This window comes from uncultured Kordia sp. (assembly GCF_947496985.1).
Lineage (GTDB): Bacteria > Bacteroidota > Bacteroidia > Flavobacteriales > Flavobacteriaceae > Kordia.
In genome coordinates this window covers 67,043-83,634 of record NZ_CANMEZ010000013.1, presented here as the reverse complement: position 1 = coordinate 83,634, position 16,592 = coordinate 67,043, and the positions used below count along the sequence as shown (strand labels likewise).

Here is a 16,592-nt window from a genome sequence, read left to right as displayed (position 1 = left end):
CTTTTTTCTTTTTTTGTTACTCAAAAAAGTACCCAATTTACATTTTTATGCCAAAGTGGCATTTTGTTTTTTTTCTGAATGTACTAATGCAGCTTTTACAAAAGCAACAAATAATGGGTGCGGATTGGCTACAGTACTTTTGTATTCTGGATGGTATTGAACACCTACAAACCAAGGATGTGAAGGCAACTCAACTATTTCCACTAATCCAGTTTTTGGATTTAAACCAGTAGCAACTAATCCTGCTGTTTCTATTTTATCTTTGTAATCGTTATTAAATTCATATCTATGACGATGACGTTCTAAGATCATTGATTTTTCATAGATGTCATGCGCTTTACTTCCTTCTTTCAATTCACATTCCCAAGCTCCTAAACGCATGGTTCCTCCTTTGTCTTCTATATTTTTTTGCTCCTCCATTAAGTTAATAACTGGACTTGCTGTATTCGGATTCATTTCTGTAGAATTTGCACTTTCGAGTCCTAAGACATTTCTAGCAAATTCTATCACAGCCATTTGCATTCCTAAACAGATTCCTAAGAAAGGAACATTTTGTTCTCTGGCATATTGAACTGCTCTTATTTTCCCTTCTATTCCACGATCTCCAAAACCTGGTGCGACTAAGATTCCGTCTAAGTTTCTAAATTTTTCTGCAATTGATTTTTCAGTAATGTATTCTGAATGAATTGATTCAACTTTTACTTTGATTTCGTTTTCTGCTCCAGCATGAATAAACGATTCTAAGATTGACTTGTATGAATCTTGTAATTCTACATATTTTCCAACTAAACCAATTGTAACTTCATGTTTTGGATTTTGAAGTTTGGTTAAAAATTTATTCCAGCGTGATAAATCTGGTTTGTCTTCTTCTATTAATGCTAATTTTTTCAGCACCACTGCATCCAAGCCTTCTTGTAACATTAGGTTTGGAACATCATAAATAGTTTTAGCATCAATGGATTGAATTACTGCTTCACGCTTTACATTACAGAATAATGCGAGTTTGTGACGTAATTCTTCTGAAAGTTCATGTTCTGTTCTACACACTAATACATCTGCTTTTATTCCACTTTCCATTAGAGTTTTTACAGAGTGTTGTGTTGGCTTCGTTTTTAATTCGCCTGCGGCAGATAAATACGGAACTAATGTTAAGTGAATTACCATTCCGTTGTTCTCACCTAATTCCCAAAGTAATTGACGAACTGCTTCAATATATGGTAAAGATTCTATATCTCCGACAGTTCCACCAATTTCTGTAATCACGATATCATAGTTTCCTGATTTCCCAAGAATTTGAATTCGCTCTTTGATTTCATTGGTAATGTGCGGAACTACTTGAACCGTTTTTCCTAAAAATTCACCTCTACGTTCTTTTTCAATAACACTTTGGTAAATACGTCCTGTAGTTACATTGTTTGCTTGAGATGTAGGTACATTCAAGAAACGTTCGTAATGTCCTAAATCTAAGTCTGTTTCTGCACCATCATCCGTTACATAACATTCTCCATGTTCGTAAGGATTAAGTGTTCCAGGATCTACATTTATATAAGGATCTAGTTTTTGTATCGTCGTTCTGTAACCTCTTGATTGTAATAATTTAGCCAAAGATGCCGCAATTATTCCTTTTCCCAAAGAAGAAGTTACACCGCCAGTAACAAATATGTATTTGGTGTTCGCCATTCGTAATTGTGTGTTGTGTTGTTGTTGTATTCGGCGGCAAAAATACAAAGAAGAATTAATAAACAATAAAGGTTGAATAACTATTTTTCAAGTGTATTCAACCTTTGTTTATTTTACTGACAAAACTGATTATCAGCGAAGTATATTTTATTATTTCTTATGCATTGGCATTTCCTGACGCGTTATTATTATTTAACACAGCACCAAGCGCCGTTTTTATGACAGTATCAAGAATTGTATTCTTTAAATGTCCTAGTTTTATTTTAGATACACCAGCTGCATATAATCCTTTTAAGACTACTAAATCTTTCTGACTTTCCACTAGCCATTTGTATTCTTCGGCAGTAATACTTCCATTTGCTAAGAATAGTGTCCAACGCTCTAGTTTTTCTTTGGAAGCGTTTAAGAAATCTTGTACATCTTGTTTTGTTTCTGACTTTAAATCTTCAAACTTCCCACCTACTAAGGTTAGTAAGTTTCCTTTTATTTCTTTCAATATATCTTTAACATCCATGTTGTTTGCATTTTAGTGTTATTGTAAACCTAGTATTTGTTTGAGTTTATTTTCTGCAGCCGGATCTTTTTTCCCTTCATATTGTAGAATTAAATCTAGTGCTTCCGTGACTTGTCCTTTTGCCTGATCAATAAACACAGGACTTACTGTCCCATTTTCTTTCCACATTTTTAAAAACCCTGCAACAAATTTTTTATCTGGATTTGCAATCATTTTCCACATAGCATAGCCAATTTTATTTTCAGGTTTGTTTTTTTCGTATTCTACTATTTTTGCCATTTCGGCTTCTAAATGTTCAATAGCTGCTGTTTGCGAACTATATTGTGTACTTGCTTTATCCATTAATCGTAAAGCATCTACTTTTATTTCTGTTCCTTTTTGATACGAGTATTGATCAAAAACTGTTTTTTTTAACGAGATACAAGAGGTTGTTAATAGAAACGCAAGTGCAGTAAAATAAACTGTGTAAAAACGTGTTTTCATCTGTTTCTTTTTTTATGTTATTAGTTTGTCAGATGGAATTACTCATCAAACTGATATTTTTATATAAATGTATTCTTGAATCTATGATTTCGCCAATAATCATGGTTCATTATACAGGTTAGTGTTTTAAAACAATTGTTGTTTTACTCTTTTAATTGCTTCCACATGATAGTTAATTACACGTGCACGCCCTTCTCGTGTCATTAGCAATTGCTTACATTCTTCTTCGTTATCCATAAAGAAGTTTTCCGTTAAGATTGCTGGCATTCTAGTGTTTCGCAATACATAGTATTGTTTTTCCTTGTCTAAATCTCCATCAGAGAAATCTGCACGTAATCTCCTTTCTGGAAATTCTTTTTTGTATTCTTCTCCAAAAACTGTTGCAATTTTGTCACTTTTTGTATTTCCTACCGATGTAAATATTTCGCTTCCATGTCCACCACCTGCATTGGAGTGTACGCTTAGATAAAATGATTTTCTTCGATCTATTTTATTAGCTCTATTCATTCGGGTTTCTAAGGTTACATCTCTATATTCTGGCGCAATGTTGATGTATGGAATACCAAGTTTGGTTAATTCTTCTATAATTCCATTTACAATAGCTCTGTTGTATTCACCTTCAAATAGTTGCGAGCCATCATTCCAAATTGGAGAACGTTTTCCTGGAGTTTGATATACTCCGTTAATTAATCCTCCGTGTCCGTTGTCTAATAATACGATCATAATTATTGTTGTAGTTAGTTTTATGAATAAAAAAACCTCTTAAAACACAATTTAAACCAGCTCCTATTTTACTGACTTCCTGCATATTAAAAGGGGAATTTAAAGGTATGAATTATTTGTATTGCAAAAAAAGGGGCTTTTCCCCTTTTTGTGTAGTTGCATTATATCTAAGAAAGATTTGCGTCATATTTACACCTACAACCTTATTTTAGTTTACAAAAAAAGCGAACCGAAGTTCGCTTTTATGATTTACTAAGAATACACTTGTATTAATCGTCAGTAGGATAACAAATTCCTAATGGACATGTTAATAAATGAGAACAGTTATGAACGGTTCTTCCTCCACCTTTTAATTGTTTGTTTTGCTCAAAATTTGAGATTGATTTTTTGTTTAATACTAAACTACTAATACTCTTTTTTTTCATGATATAATGTTTTGATTACATCATAAATGTATAGTAAAATATTGTTTATAAGGTAGAGTTTATTTGACTTGATGTGCCCATTTATAAATGAAGCACTTACTTTTTTATTTTATTAAATTGTTTTTGAATATTGTAAATCAATGGTTCCAAACCATTAATTTTAATATCCAGAATTTGTTCCAATTGCTGACCAAGTTTTCCTTTTGGAAATCCTTTTTGGCGATACCAAAGTAAGTATGCTTCTGGAATATTGATAAGATATTTGCCTTTGTGTTTTCCAAATGGCATTTTTGCATGTGCCAATTCTACCAACAGTTTTTGTTGTGTTTCTTTATTGGGAAGATCAGTCATATTTATTTTACCGGCAATTCGTATTTTTTGTATTTACGAAGTTCTCTGGCAACTCGTTTTTGCCAAGCTATTTGTCCTTCATAACTTCTTGAATAATCTGAACCGTTGTCATATTCATTTTGCATTTGTTGCAAACTTATGTTGATTTCAGCATAGATTTTATTAAGCTCTTCCTTAATGTTTTTTGTGAATTTTGTTTCCTTAATTCGCTTTCTAAACTTTCGTGCGTGTAATTCTGTAATATCAAAATGCAATTGTTCGTGCCCTAAAACCGTATCATTTACACGTTCTTTGAGATACCAAGATTTTTTAGGATAGAATTGCGCAACAACAGATGTTGTGTATTCTATAATTTCCGAACTGTTTGAATAACTTTTTGAACTAAAACCATACGTAATTCCTGAAGCAGTAATTGCTACGGCATCACTATTACGTTCTGGTTCACCTTGGAAGTTTCCCCAATATAACTTTGTATTTGCATCCCAAGTAATGGTTTCTTCGTTTTGCACGAATAAAAAGAGACATAATACACCTAAGAGTTTATACATTTATTTCCAATCAAATTCAACAATCTTTTCAATATCTGGATGAAGACTGTAATGCACAGGACAGGTATTTGCTGTATTTTCTAGTATTTTTTTGGTTTTATCATCAGCTTCAAAAGGCAATGACATTTTTACTTCAATTTTAGAAATTCGCCTCGGATTTGAAGCCATTGTCTTTGTTACTTCTGCGGAAGCGCCTTCCATATTAATGTCCATTTGAGCTGCTTTAATCCCCATTACTGTCAACATACAACTTGCGAGTCCTGTCGCAACAGTATCTGTAGGAGAGAACGCTTCTCCTTTCCCATTATTGTCTGTTGGTGCATCTGTAATGAATTCATTTCCAGATTTTATGTGTTGAGAAACGGTTCTTAGATTCCCTTTGTAAGTTACTTTTGAAGTCATGTGTATAATAGGTATTGTAGGTTATTGTGCTTCTTTTATTTCTAATCCTTCGTACTTTACAATATAAATTCCTTTGTTGTAAAATCCACCAAACATTTTTTTACTGTAATCAAATTTATTTTCAACATAGTTTGTTTCCGCTCCAGCGCGTACGCTTTTTGCTAAATTTTGATTGTATGCTAAACGCAATAAGATATCAAATGTAACATCAAAACCACGTGTAGCAATTCTACTTGGTGTTATCTTGTAGATTTTTTCATATCGTTTATTGAATACATTATCATATGAAGAAGGCTTGTCTATAGATGGATAATGAAAACTAAGGTTTGCCAAATGGCTATTATAAATGTTATCTGATTCGTCGTATTTATTGTTTTTATCCGTCGTTAATAGAATTATAGGAGTTTTTTCACTAGTGTGCGAATTTAATACAGAGGTGACATTTGCTAGCAACGATAAATCTTCTGTTTCTAAAATTACCCAGTTATCTTCCCCTTCTTTTAATAATGGTTTGATGATATCTGGTTTGATGTAATTTCCTTTTTCAGGAACAATTTCAGAAGCTATTGGGAATATTGATTTTAACTTCGCCTTGATTACTGCTTTTTCTTTATCTGCAATGATAATTACATTTTTATCGGCACCATTTTCTTTAAAGAAATCAAGCATTTTTTCTTCCAAAACTTCTTTTGACGGGACCGTTTGGTATACATTTTTATACTTTACCTCTTTCTTTGTTAGTGGTGAAATTACAGGAATTCCGTCAGATTTCAATTCACTAGCGACAACCTCAATATTATTTGGTTGTAATGGACCAATTACAGCATGTACATCTGAAAAGTCATTATTTTCTACTAAACTTCTCGTTTTTGCAGTTTTCCCTTCCGTATCTAGTACTTTTACATTTACAGAGAAACCAAGTTTTTTAATAGAATCTAAAGCCATTAATGAACCAGTAAAAAATTCAGTAGTATATCCTAAAACTCTATCTTTTCGTAATTTTTCTTTTGTTTTACTTACAGAATCAATGTCAATTTCATTCAACTTGAATGGCAACATTAATACGATATTTGACACATTGTCAATATCAGCATTTTCTAAGAAACTGAATTTATCTACAATTTCTGCATCAACTACTTCTAACGATTCTGTTTTTGTGACTGGTAACTTTAAAACCATTCCTGCTTTTAATCCATCTTTCAATGCAGGGTTTAAGAGAATTAATTCATCTTCCGAAACTCCTAATTTACGTATTAATGTATATACAGTTTGTTTTGGTTTTACATTGTAAAAAGCAAATTGCTCGCTACTCGCAACTTCAGGTTTCACAGTACGTTTTGGTAATTTTATTTCCTGACCAATTTTCAATCCGTCTTTTATTTCTGGATTTAAATCTTCTAACTCTTCAATCGTTAAACCGTAGCTATGTGCAATTCCCCATTTGGTTTCTTTTGCTTTCACAATATATGTATCAGCTGTTTCTTCTTCATTTTCTTTCTCTTTGGTTTCCGTAGTTTCTGTCGTCACAACTTCTGCCATTTTTTTACTAAACTTAGGAATGGCAATACGATCGCCTTTTTTCAAACCTTCTTTGGCTACTTTTTCATTGTATTTTTTAATGTCATCAATTGTTACACCGTATTTTTTTGAAATACTATATAACGTTTCTTTTCTTCTTACTTTATGATTTGTAAAAGTGACATCTACATCTTTAGCTACTTTGATAGATTGTGAAGGAATAACCAATACATTGTTACGGCGTACGCCACGACGTGCATCAGGATTTAGTTTGATGATATCTTCTGGTGTTACTTTATACTGCTCAGCAATACTTTCAATCGTTTCTCCTCTTTCTACAGTATGACTCTTGTATTGTTGTGCTTTTGCAGCACAACTAGACAATAATATCACTAATAAAAATCCTAACAACTTATTCATTCTCTGTCTTTTTTACTTTTTAATTATTCCCATTCAATGGTAGCTGGCGGTTTTGAACTAATGTCATACACTACTCTATTAACGCCTTTTACTTTGTTTATTATATCGTTCGATACTTTTTGCAAAAATTTATAGGGTAAATCTACCCAATCTGCTGTCATTCCGTCTGTACTTTCTACAGCACGTAATGCTACAACTTTTTCATATGTACGCTCATCTCCCATTACTCCTACAGAGTTTACTGGTAATAAAATAGCGCCTGCTTGCCATACTTTATCATATAAATCCCAACTGCGTAATCCATCAATGAAAACAGCATCAACTTCTTGTAAGATACGAACTTTTTCAGCAGTAATATCTCCCAAAATTCTAATTGCTAATCCTGGTCCCGGAAATGGATGACGTCCCAATAAGTTTTTGTCCATTCCCATAGAAGCTCCAACTCTACGAACCTCATCTTTGAATAATGCTTTTAGCGGTTCTACAATTTTCAATTTCATGAAATCTGGCAAACCTCCAACATTGTGATGACTTTTTATAGTAGCACTTGGACCTCCTGTAGCACTTACACTTTCTATTACATCAGGATAAATAGTTCCTTGCGCTAACCAAGTTACGTCTTGTATTTGTGTTGCTTCATCATCAAACACTTCAATAAATACGCGTCCAATTGCTTTTCGTTTTTTCTCTGGATCACTCAATCCTGCTAGCGCATCCAAAAAGCGTGCCGAAGCATCAACTCCTTTTACATTGAGTCCCATTCCTTCATATTGTTCAAGGACACTTGTGAATTCGTTTTTACGTAATAAACCATTGTTTACAAAGATGCAATATAGGTTTTCGCCAATGGCTTTATGCAATAACATTGCCGCCACACTTGAATCAACTCCACCAGATAAACCTAAAACAACTTTATCATTTCCAAGTTTTGCTTTTAAATCTGCTACAGTTTCATCAACAAAAGCATTAGGCGTCCAATCTGGGTTTACGTTTGCAATGTTTACTAAAAAGTTTTCAAGCAATTGTTTTCCATCTGAAGAATGGTATACTTCCGGATGAAATTGAATTGCATAGGTAATTTCTCCTTCAATTTTATAAGCAGCGTTTTCCACATCGTGTGTACTTGCTAATAATTTTCCGTTTGTTGGTAATTCTTTAATGGTGTCACTATGACTCATCCATACCTGACTTCCTGAAGAGATTCCAGCCAAAAATGGTTCATTCTCTTGTACAAAACTCAAATTGGCACGTCCATATTCACGTGTATTTGATTCGGCTACTTTTCCTCCTGAAAAGTGTGCTAAATATTGTGCCCCATAACAAACACCTAATAATGGTTTTTTACCGCGAATAGCTGTTAAATCTGGATGAAAAGCATCATCAGACCTTACAGACATTGGGCTTCCCGAAAGAATTACCGCTTTATAGTCATCTACGTTTGTTGGAATTTTGTTGAATGGATGAATTTCGGAATAGATGTTCAGTTCTCGAACTCTGCGCGCAATTAGTTGTGTGTATTGCGATCCGAAGTCTACTATTAATACCTTGTCGTGTTGCATGCGCAAAAGTAGTATTTAGATTTTAAATTTCAAGGGTTAAAAAAGAGATTTTTTTAAAAATTTCCACACTCAATTGTTAATAATTTCCAAGATGCGCCTTGACCAAAAACAGAGTTTTCACCCATAAAATCAACAAGTTACAATCTTACTATTTTATTTAATGAATTTGTTTTTGTTTTAAAATCAAAAATCATGGAAAGAGTTTGTATAGAAGTTCAAGAATGAATTGATGAAGCGATCCGAATTATGAATGAAGAATGTAATATTAATTTAATTTTTACAGGAACTTGCGCTTCTGCAGTAAATGTTCATAGCAATCCTTTCACACATACCTGTAATGCAGAAGGTTTTTCCCGTGATTAGTTATTGCAAGGGTTATTTTTCTGATGCCAATTTCCATGAAAATAATTGTAATAACTATTGTTGGATGTGCAATTTTAGGAAAACTTAGTGGTCTATTTTTAGCACATGTCCGGTTGTTACGAATTATAAATCCTTGGGCTATTTACGATTGAATCAACGATATGAACATACATAAAATATAATTTCGACAATACGCTTGGTTGTACTTACAATTCATGAATGTAAAGTTTTTTCTTTTTTAGGTAATCAGTTATTTCAGTAATTCACACAAATCATAAACCTACAAAAATAAATATCATGAAAAAAAGATTTAAAAATATTGAAATTGAATAAAAATGCAATTTCTAAGATTAATAGTATTGAGGTAACTTGAGGAAATGACACCACTTATTTAACATGTAATCCAGAGCCATGTCGTCTTATAAGATATACTTGGTTTATTACATGTGAATGTGCTAGATAATAAAAGTTTGTAAAAAAGACTGGAACTAATTTTGGTCATTTTTACAACTCCAACACCAAAAACTCACCTGATAATGGTTGTAAGTGTTTCACTAAAGTCGGAATTAAATCTTCTCCATATTCTAGGTATAATTCAGAGAAATTTTGCTTTCGCTCTTGCAATGAGTTTCCTGGAAATAAAAGTTCTTGCAAGTCTGTACTTCTTGACACTTTGTCTTTTAAAACTCTTTTCTGAGCCGTTAACAAACGTTTTTCAAGATGCTTGATTCCTTTGAGTTGTTTTTTTTCTTGTGCTGCAACTGCACCTACAAATGATTTATCCGTTTGTTCGGCAAGTTTGTATAAGTCTTTGAATTGTTGCTCTAAGTGTTCTTTTTGTGATGAGAAATCAATTTTAAAAGCACTTAATTCTTTTACTTTTTTATTGATAAATGCTTCTCTTTTTAGAAAAAGATCGCGATTTGTAATGTTCAACTTTTCCATTTTCTCTGATTGTTTTACCGTTTTCACAACTGCAGAGTTTCTGAGAAGAATCATTGGAAATGTAACGTTTACAGCATCAAAATATGATTTCAATTCAAACCAATACGCTAATTCTCCGCCTCCACCAATATAACATAGGTTTGGCAGAATGATTTCTTGATATAACGGACGCAATAATGCATTTGGAGAAAAACGTTCTGGAAATTGTTTTACTTCCTGCTGAATTTCATCTTTAGTCCATCTCACGGAAGTGTCATTTACCGTAAAAACGCCATTGGTTTCAATAATACGTTCACGAATGCCTTCTACGATATAAAACAGATTGATCTCACGCGGATTCACTTGAATTTTATACGAATCATTTACTGCTGTTAGCTTGTTTGCTGTTAGCGAAACTTCCTTAAAAGCAGTCTGTTGGAATAATTCATTTTCTACAAATGGAACAAATAATTGCTTTAATGCTTTATCATTTCCATCCACAATTACCAAACCGTATTCTTTGAATAATTCGTTGGCAATATAACGTGTTGCATCCGTAAGATTATTGTGTTTTAAATACCCATTTTCAAATAATGCCAGTAATGCTTTCGCGTTGTTGCTATTTCCGAGTTTTTCAGCAAAAATTTCAAAAACTTCTTGTAATCCTTCCGTAGATAATTCACCAACAGCACCACTTGCTTGACGATTCCAATTTACTTTTTTCCCTTTGTAATTAAAGAAACTAATTTCTTCAAAATCATGATCTTCAGAAGCCATCCAATAGATAGGCACAAACTCGTAATTTGGATGTTTTTCTTCTAATTCTTTGGCAAGATTAATCGTTGAAATAATTTTATACAGAAAATATAATGGCCCTGTAAACAAGTTTAATTGATGACCTGTTGTCACTGTAAATGTAGTTAAAGAAGCTAATTTTTGAATGTTTTCAAGTGTAAAATCAGAAGCATTTACATTAGTATATTGTCCTTGTAATGCAGCAACTAAAACCGCTCTTTGTGAAGCATTCGCTAAGTTAGATTGCTGTTTTTCTTGAATTTGCGCTTCAAAATTTTCTAGTTTAGGAAAACGATTGTAAAATGATTTTAATGTTGGTTTTTCTGTTAAATAATCACACATTAACGTAGAAAAATATCCAGTTTCGCTATAAGGAATACATTCAGTTGGCATAGTTGGTCGTCAGGATTTTAAAGTTGCAAATATATAGTTATTTGACATGTGATTTTCTCAAAATTTCGTTAAGATATTCTTTTTCAAAATTATATTTAGTTAGCTTTGATGAATATCCTAATTTATCATTTATAATGAGACGTCACTTTTTTGCTTTACTTTCATTTTTTATTTTTTCAATTTCAGCTTTTGCACAAAACCTTCAATCGCCTTCAGATTTTTTAGGGTACGAATTGGGAACACGCTTCACCAATCATTACCAAGTGGTTGATTATTATCAATATTTGGCAAATGCTTCAGATATGATTCAATTAGAAGAATACGGAAAATCAAACGAACATCGTTTGCTACAGATTGCATATGTGTCTAGCCCTGAAAATTTAGGTAATTTAGAAAGTATTCGTAAAAATCATTTAGCAAATGCTGGCATAGGTACTGAATCAGGCACAGCAAGTAAAGCAATTGTTTGGCTAAGCTATAATGTACATGGAAATGAAGCCTCAAGTACAGAAGCCTCTATGCAAACTATTTATGAATTGATAACTAAGAAAAAAGCTTGGTTGCAAAATTCAGTTGTCATTATAGATCCTTGTATTAATCCTGATGGGCGCGATCGTTATGCAAACTGGTACAATCAAGTAGCTAGTTTTCCATATAATTCAAATCAGAAAGCAAAAGAACATAAAGAACCTTGGCCTGGCGGACGACCAAATCATTATTTATTTGATTTGAATAGAGATTGGGCTTGGGCAACACAAGTAGAAACACGTCAACGCTTGAAAGTTTACAATAAATGGTTGCCACATATCCATGTTGATTTTCACGAACAAGGAATTAACGAACCGTATTATTTTGCACCCGCGGCAGAACCTTTTCATGAAGTAATTACGGATTGGCAACGCGATTTTCAAACACAAATAGGAAAGAATCACGCTGGTTATTTTGACAAAGAAGGTTGGCTATATTTCACACGTGAACGTTTTGATTTATTTTATCCTAGCTATGGAGATACGTATCCAACTTTTAATGGTGCTATTGGAATGACCTATGAGCAAGCTGGACACGGAATGGCTGGTTTAGGAATTGTAAATGATGAAGGTGATTTATTAACACTAAAAGATAGAATTGCACACCATCATACAACTGGAATGTCTACGGTTGAGATTTCTTCAAAGAATGCTGACAAGCTAAATACTGAGTTTAAAAAGTTTTTTAACAAAAATGATTTCAAGTATAAAAGTTATGTTTTAGAAGGTAACATATACCGTATTAGAAAGCTAACAAGATTACTAAACAGGCATGAAATTAAATACGGCATCACCAATGAAACAGTAAAAGGACTAGATTACGAAACTGGAAAACAAACGTCTAGAAAAGTAAATAGAGCATTGGTTGTGAGTACTGATCAGCCAAAAGGAAATATGGTGAAAGTATTATTTGAACCGAATGCAAAATTAAGCGATTCTCTTACGTATGATATTACTGCTTGGAGCATTCCGTATGCATATGGTTTGAACACAATTGCTTCAAAAACGATTGTTCCTAAAGAAAAAGATAATGTAGGACTTGGTATTCCTATGGGTGTTCCAGAAAAAACAAATACTGTAGCGTATGTAGCAGATTGGAAAAACATAACAGATGCTTCGTTTTTAGGACAATTGCTACAAGCTGGAATTCGTGTTCGTTTTTCGGAAAAAGCCTTTGCTTCTAACGGAAAAACATTTAATCCTGGATCGTTGATTATTACTAGAAGTGACAATAAAACTTTAGAAAAATTTGATGATACTGTTTTTGATATTGCTCTTAACAACCTTATTTTATTATCCAGTCTTTCTTCTGGATTTTCAGACAATGGTGTTGATTTAGGTTCGCCAGACATAAAGGAAATTAAAATGCCAAAGGTTGCTGTACTATCTGGAAAAGCAACAAGTTCATTAGGTTTTGGAGAACTTTGGTATTTCTTTGAGCAAGAACTAAAGTTCCCTGTTACAAATATTAATTCTGAAGATTTTTCCACTAGCACATTAAATTCTTTTAATGTATTAATTTTACCAAACGGACGTTATAATTCTGTTTTAGATGAAGATGAATTAAAATTATTAAAAAATTGGGTTGCTCGTGGCGGAAAAGTAATTGCTATCGGAAGCGCCTTGAATACGTTTGCAGACAAAGATGGTTTCGGTTTAACTAGAAAAGAGAATAAAAATGATAATGAAGAAACTGATATAATCTCATATGCAAAAAGTGAACGTGATAATGTTTCAAGTTACATTACAGGTGCTATTTTTAAAACTAAAGTAGATACTACTCATCCGTTAGCTTTTGGTTATGGAAATAGTTATTTTACATTGAAATTAGGAACTAATGCCTATAATTATTTGGATAGTGGATATACCGTTTCATATTTAGAAAACAACAACGCTGTTTCTGGTTTTGCTGGACATAAAGCTATTAAAGATATCAAAAATACTTTAGTTTTTGGTGAGCAACGAATAAGCAACGGAAGTATGATTTATATGGTAGATAATCCTATGTTTAGAGCTTTTTGGGAAAATGGAAAACTATTTTTTGCCAACGCACTTTTCTTAGTAAATAATAATAGTTATGAATTATAACTTGCTTTCCTCACAAACTCATTCCTATAAAACAGGGATTTTACGGACTGCTTCACTGTTAGATTGAGCTGTTAGTGTTTTTCACTGACAATCAATGGTTTTTGGGTTTAAAAAAGCAGTATTTTAGCATAAAGACAGATTACTTCATCGCGAACTTCTCGCGCAATGACGTATTAAACAGTTTTTAAATTAAAATTCAACATTTATAATTCAAAAAACTCAAAGCTAAAATCTCAAATCTAATTAGACTGGTTCCGCGTATAAATCAAAATCAGCTGCTTCTGTGATTTTTACATCTACAAATTCACCTTGTTTTACGTAGAATTTTGCGGCATCAATTAATACCTCGTTATCTACATCTGGAGAATCAAATTCAGTACGCCCTACAAAATAGTTTCCTTCCTTTCTATCAATAATACATTTGAAGGTTTGTCCTATTTTCTGTTGATTCAATTCCCAAGAAATTTGTGATTGAATTTCCATGATTTGGTTTGCACGATCTTGCTTTACTTCTTCTGGCACATCATCTTCTAAGTTGAAAGCATGTGTGTTTTCTTCATGAGAATAAGTAAAACATCCCAAACGCTCAAAACGCATTTCACGAACCCATTCTTTTAAGGTTTCAAAATGTGCTTCTGTTTCTCCTGGATATCCAACAATTAAAGTCGTTCTGATTGTCATTTCTGGAACTGCCGCTCGGAACTGCTTTAATAGTTTTGTGGTTTTTGCTTGATTTGTTCCACGTCGCATAGATTTCAAGATATCATCTGCAATGTGTTGTAGTGGAATATCCAAGTAGTTACAAACTTTAGGCTCTTCATTCATAACATTTAACACATCCATTGGAAAACCTGCTGGAAATGCATAGTGTAAACGAATCCATTCAATTCCTTCTACTTTCACTAATTCTTTTAATAATTCTGCTAGATTACGTTTTTTGTATAAATCCAATCCGTAATACGTTAAATCTTGTGCAATCAAAATTAATTCTTTCACACCTTTTGCGGCTAATTTTTCAGTCTCAGTCACCAATTCTTCAATTGGTTTCGACTTGTGTTTTCCTCGCATTAAAGGAATCGCACAAAACGAACATGGGCGATCACAACCTTCCGCTATTTTAAGATATGCATAGTTTTTTGGCGTCGTTGTAATTCTTTCTCCTATTAATTCATGCTTGTAATCTGCACCAAGTGCTTTTAATAATTGAGGTAATTGTGTCGTACCAAAATATTGATCTACATCTGGAATTTCAGACTCTAAATCTGGTTTATAGCGTTCACTTAAACAACCTGTTACAAAAACTTTATCTACAACACCATCTTCTTTCTTTTGAACAAAATCTAAAATTGTATTGACACTTTCTTCCTTTGCATTATTGATGAATCCACATGTGTTAATTACGACAATATTTCCTTCTTCTTCATGCGCCACTTCTTTCCCGTTGGCTTTCAATTGCCCCATTAAAACTTCAGAATCATACACATTTTTAGAACATCCTAGTGTCACTACGTTGATCTTATTTTTCTTTAAAGTCTTTGTTCTCATATCAAAAAATTCAGTTGGCAAAGATACAATCTAATTTAAACCTTTAGTGTATTTAACAGTCATAATATTCAAATATCAAAAATGAACCGACTGTTTTCTTTATTTTTTATCATATTTATATTGTTTTCCGTGAATTGCACTTCAGAAGCTACTGATGAAGTTCCACAAAACGAAACTCCTTTGGAAACTCCTGTATTGCCTTCTACATACTTTCCTCCTTCAAATTCAGATATATGGGAAACCAGTTCAATTTCTGAATTGGGTTGGAACGAAACACAATTGCAAACGTTGTTAGATTATCTTGAAGAAAAAAACACAAAAAGTTTTATCGTACTTCATAAAGGGAAAATTGTGATAGAAAATTATATGAATGGCCATACAGAAACGTCACCTTGGTATTGGGCAAGTGCAGGAAAAACTTTGACTACAACTATAGCTGGAATTGCACAAGAAGAAAACCTCATCAACTTAGATGATAAAGTTTCAGATTATATTGGCACTGGCTGGACAAGCGCAACCTTAGAAAAAGAAAATTTAATTACCTGTAAAAACTTACTTTCTATGACTTCTGGTTTGGATGATGGTTTAGGCGATGGAGTTACACCAAATGACTTACAATATATAGCTGACGCTGGAACACGTTGGGCATATCATGGTGTTTATGTCAAAATGCAAGATGTAATTGCTTCCGCGAGCACTCAAACTTGGGATAATTATTTCAACACCAAATTAAAAGATAAAATTGGCATGACTGGTGCTTGGATTCAAACAGGAAATGCCAATGTATATTGGAGTACAACCCGAAGTATGGCACGTTTTGGGTTGCTTATAGCTGCAAAAGGAACTTGGAATGATACACAAATTATTTCTGAAAGTTTTCTAAATGAAGCTACTTCAACTTCTCAAAATATAAATCCATCGTACGGATATTTATGGTGGCTAAATGGAAAGTCTTCTTACCTCTTACCACAAACACAAGTGGAATTTAGCGGCGAATTAATTCCGAATGCTCCGCAAGACATGTATTGTGCTTTAGGCAAAAATGATCAAAAAATATACATTGTTCCAAGTAAAGATTTAGTCATTATTCGCATGGGGAATGCTGCCGAAGATGATAATTTTGCACTTTCTGATTTTGACAATGTGCTTTGGGAAAAGATAAATGCATTGATCAATTAATCATATAGACTTTTTCCTTTATTGTTTTTAAAATCACGTATTAATACGCTGAGTTATTTATGACTTACACTTTAAATTGCATTGAGTCATTTTAAAACAAGTTACTCTCCTGCTATCGTTAGCATACTTGTTTTACACAGAATAGTATTAATCAT

At 32.9% G+C, this 16,592-nt stretch carries 14 protein-coding genes; 2 read left to right on the top strand and 12 right to left on the bottom strand.

The features are described 5' to 3' along the window. Positions 1–45: 45 nt before the first annotated feature. The 11 genes from Q0828_RS22765 to bshC all read right to left on the bottom strand — a co-directional run bounded on the left by Q0828_RS22765 (position 46) and on the right by bshC (position 11,098). Entirely contained in the window at positions 46–1,680 is a 1,635-nt protein-coding gene (locus tag Q0828_RS22765; RefSeq protein WP_298427161.1) for a CTP synthase, read from the bottom strand. A 157-nt stretch (positions 1,681–1,837) separates the two neighbouring features. Next, a complete protein-coding gene (locus Q0828_RS22760; protein ID WP_298427159.1) occupies positions 1,838–2,194 on the bottom strand; it encodes a hypothetical protein in 357 nt (118 codons plus the stop codon). An 18-nt stretch (positions 2,195–2,212) separates the two neighbouring features. Next, positions 2,213–2,677 carry a hypothetical protein gene (locus tag Q0828_RS22755; protein ID WP_298427154.1) on the bottom strand — a complete coding sequence of 155 codons (465 nt, stop codon included), beginning with the start codon at positions 2,675–2,677 and terminating at the stop codon, positions 2,213–2,215. A gap of 126 nt (positions 2,678–2,803) precedes the next feature. After that, entirely contained in the window at positions 2,804–3,400 is a 597-nt protein-coding gene (locus Q0828_RS22750) for an N-acetylmuramoyl-L-alanine amidase (RefSeq protein ID WP_298427152.1), read from the bottom strand. Between the two features lie 269 nt (positions 3,401–3,669). Further along, complete coding sequence (locus tag Q0828_RS22745) at positions 3,670–3,825, bottom strand: hypothetical protein (protein WP_298427149.1); 156 nt, start codon at positions 3,823–3,825, stop codon at positions 3,670–3,672. A 96-nt stretch (positions 3,826–3,921) separates the two neighbouring features. Beyond that, complete coding sequence (locus tag Q0828_RS22740; protein ID WP_298427146.1) at positions 3,922–4,176, bottom strand: DUF3820 family protein; 255 nt, start codon at positions 4,174–4,176, stop codon at positions 3,922–3,924. Positions 4,177–4,178: 2 nt separating this feature from the next. Further along, positions 4,179–4,724, bottom strand: a complete 546-nt coding sequence (locus tag Q0828_RS22735; RefSeq protein ID WP_298427142.1) for a DUF922 domain-containing protein — start codon at positions 4,722–4,724, stop codon at positions 4,179–4,181. Next, positions 4,725–5,126 (bottom strand): OsmC family protein, encoded by a 402-nt coding sequence (locus tag Q0828_RS22730; RefSeq protein ID WP_298427136.1) that lies wholly within the window; start codon positions 5,124–5,126, stop codon positions 4,725–4,727. A gap of 21 nt (positions 5,127–5,147) precedes the next feature. Continuing rightward, a complete protein-coding gene (locus tag Q0828_RS22725; RefSeq protein WP_298427133.1) occupies positions 5,148–7,064 on the bottom strand; it encodes a LysM peptidoglycan-binding domain-containing protein in 1,917 nt (638 codons plus the stop codon). A gap of 23 nt (positions 7,065–7,087) precedes the next feature. Continuing rightward, a complete protein-coding gene (gene guaA / locus Q0828_RS22720; RefSeq protein WP_298427130.1) occupies positions 7,088–8,623 on the bottom strand; it encodes a glutamine-hydrolyzing GMP synthase in 1,536 nt (511 codons plus the stop codon). Positions 8,624–9,490: 867 nt separating this feature from the next. Beyond that, a complete protein-coding gene (bshC, locus tag Q0828_RS22715; protein ID WP_298427127.1) occupies positions 9,491–11,098 on the bottom strand; it encodes a bacillithiol biosynthesis cysteine-adding enzyme BshC in 1,608 nt (535 codons plus the stop codon). Between the two features lie 134 nt (positions 11,099–11,232). On the opposite strand from bshC, the gene Q0828_RS22710 reads away from it, so the two are divergent. Beyond that, entirely contained in the window at positions 11,233–13,713 is a 2,481-nt protein-coding gene (locus Q0828_RS22710; RefSeq protein ID WP_298427125.1) for a M14 metallopeptidase family protein, read from the top strand. A 243-nt stretch (positions 13,714–13,956) separates the two neighbouring features. On the opposite strand, the gene rimO is transcribed toward Q0828_RS22710, so the two are convergent. Beyond that, positions 13,957–15,258, bottom strand: a complete 1,302-nt coding sequence (gene rimO, locus Q0828_RS22705) for a 30S ribosomal protein S12 methylthiotransferase RimO (protein ID WP_298427122.1) — start codon at positions 15,256–15,258, stop codon at positions 13,957–13,959. Positions 15,259–15,339: 81 nt separating this feature from the next. Here rimO and Q0828_RS22700 point away from each other — a divergent pair, with 81 nt between their 5' ends. Continuing rightward, the gene (locus tag Q0828_RS22700) at positions 15,340–16,437 is read left to right on the top strand and encodes a serine hydrolase (protein ID WP_298427119.1); all 1,098 of its coding nucleotides are present in this window, start codon (positions 15,340–15,342) and stop codon (positions 16,435–16,437) included. Positions 16,438–16,592: the final 155 nt, after the last annotated feature.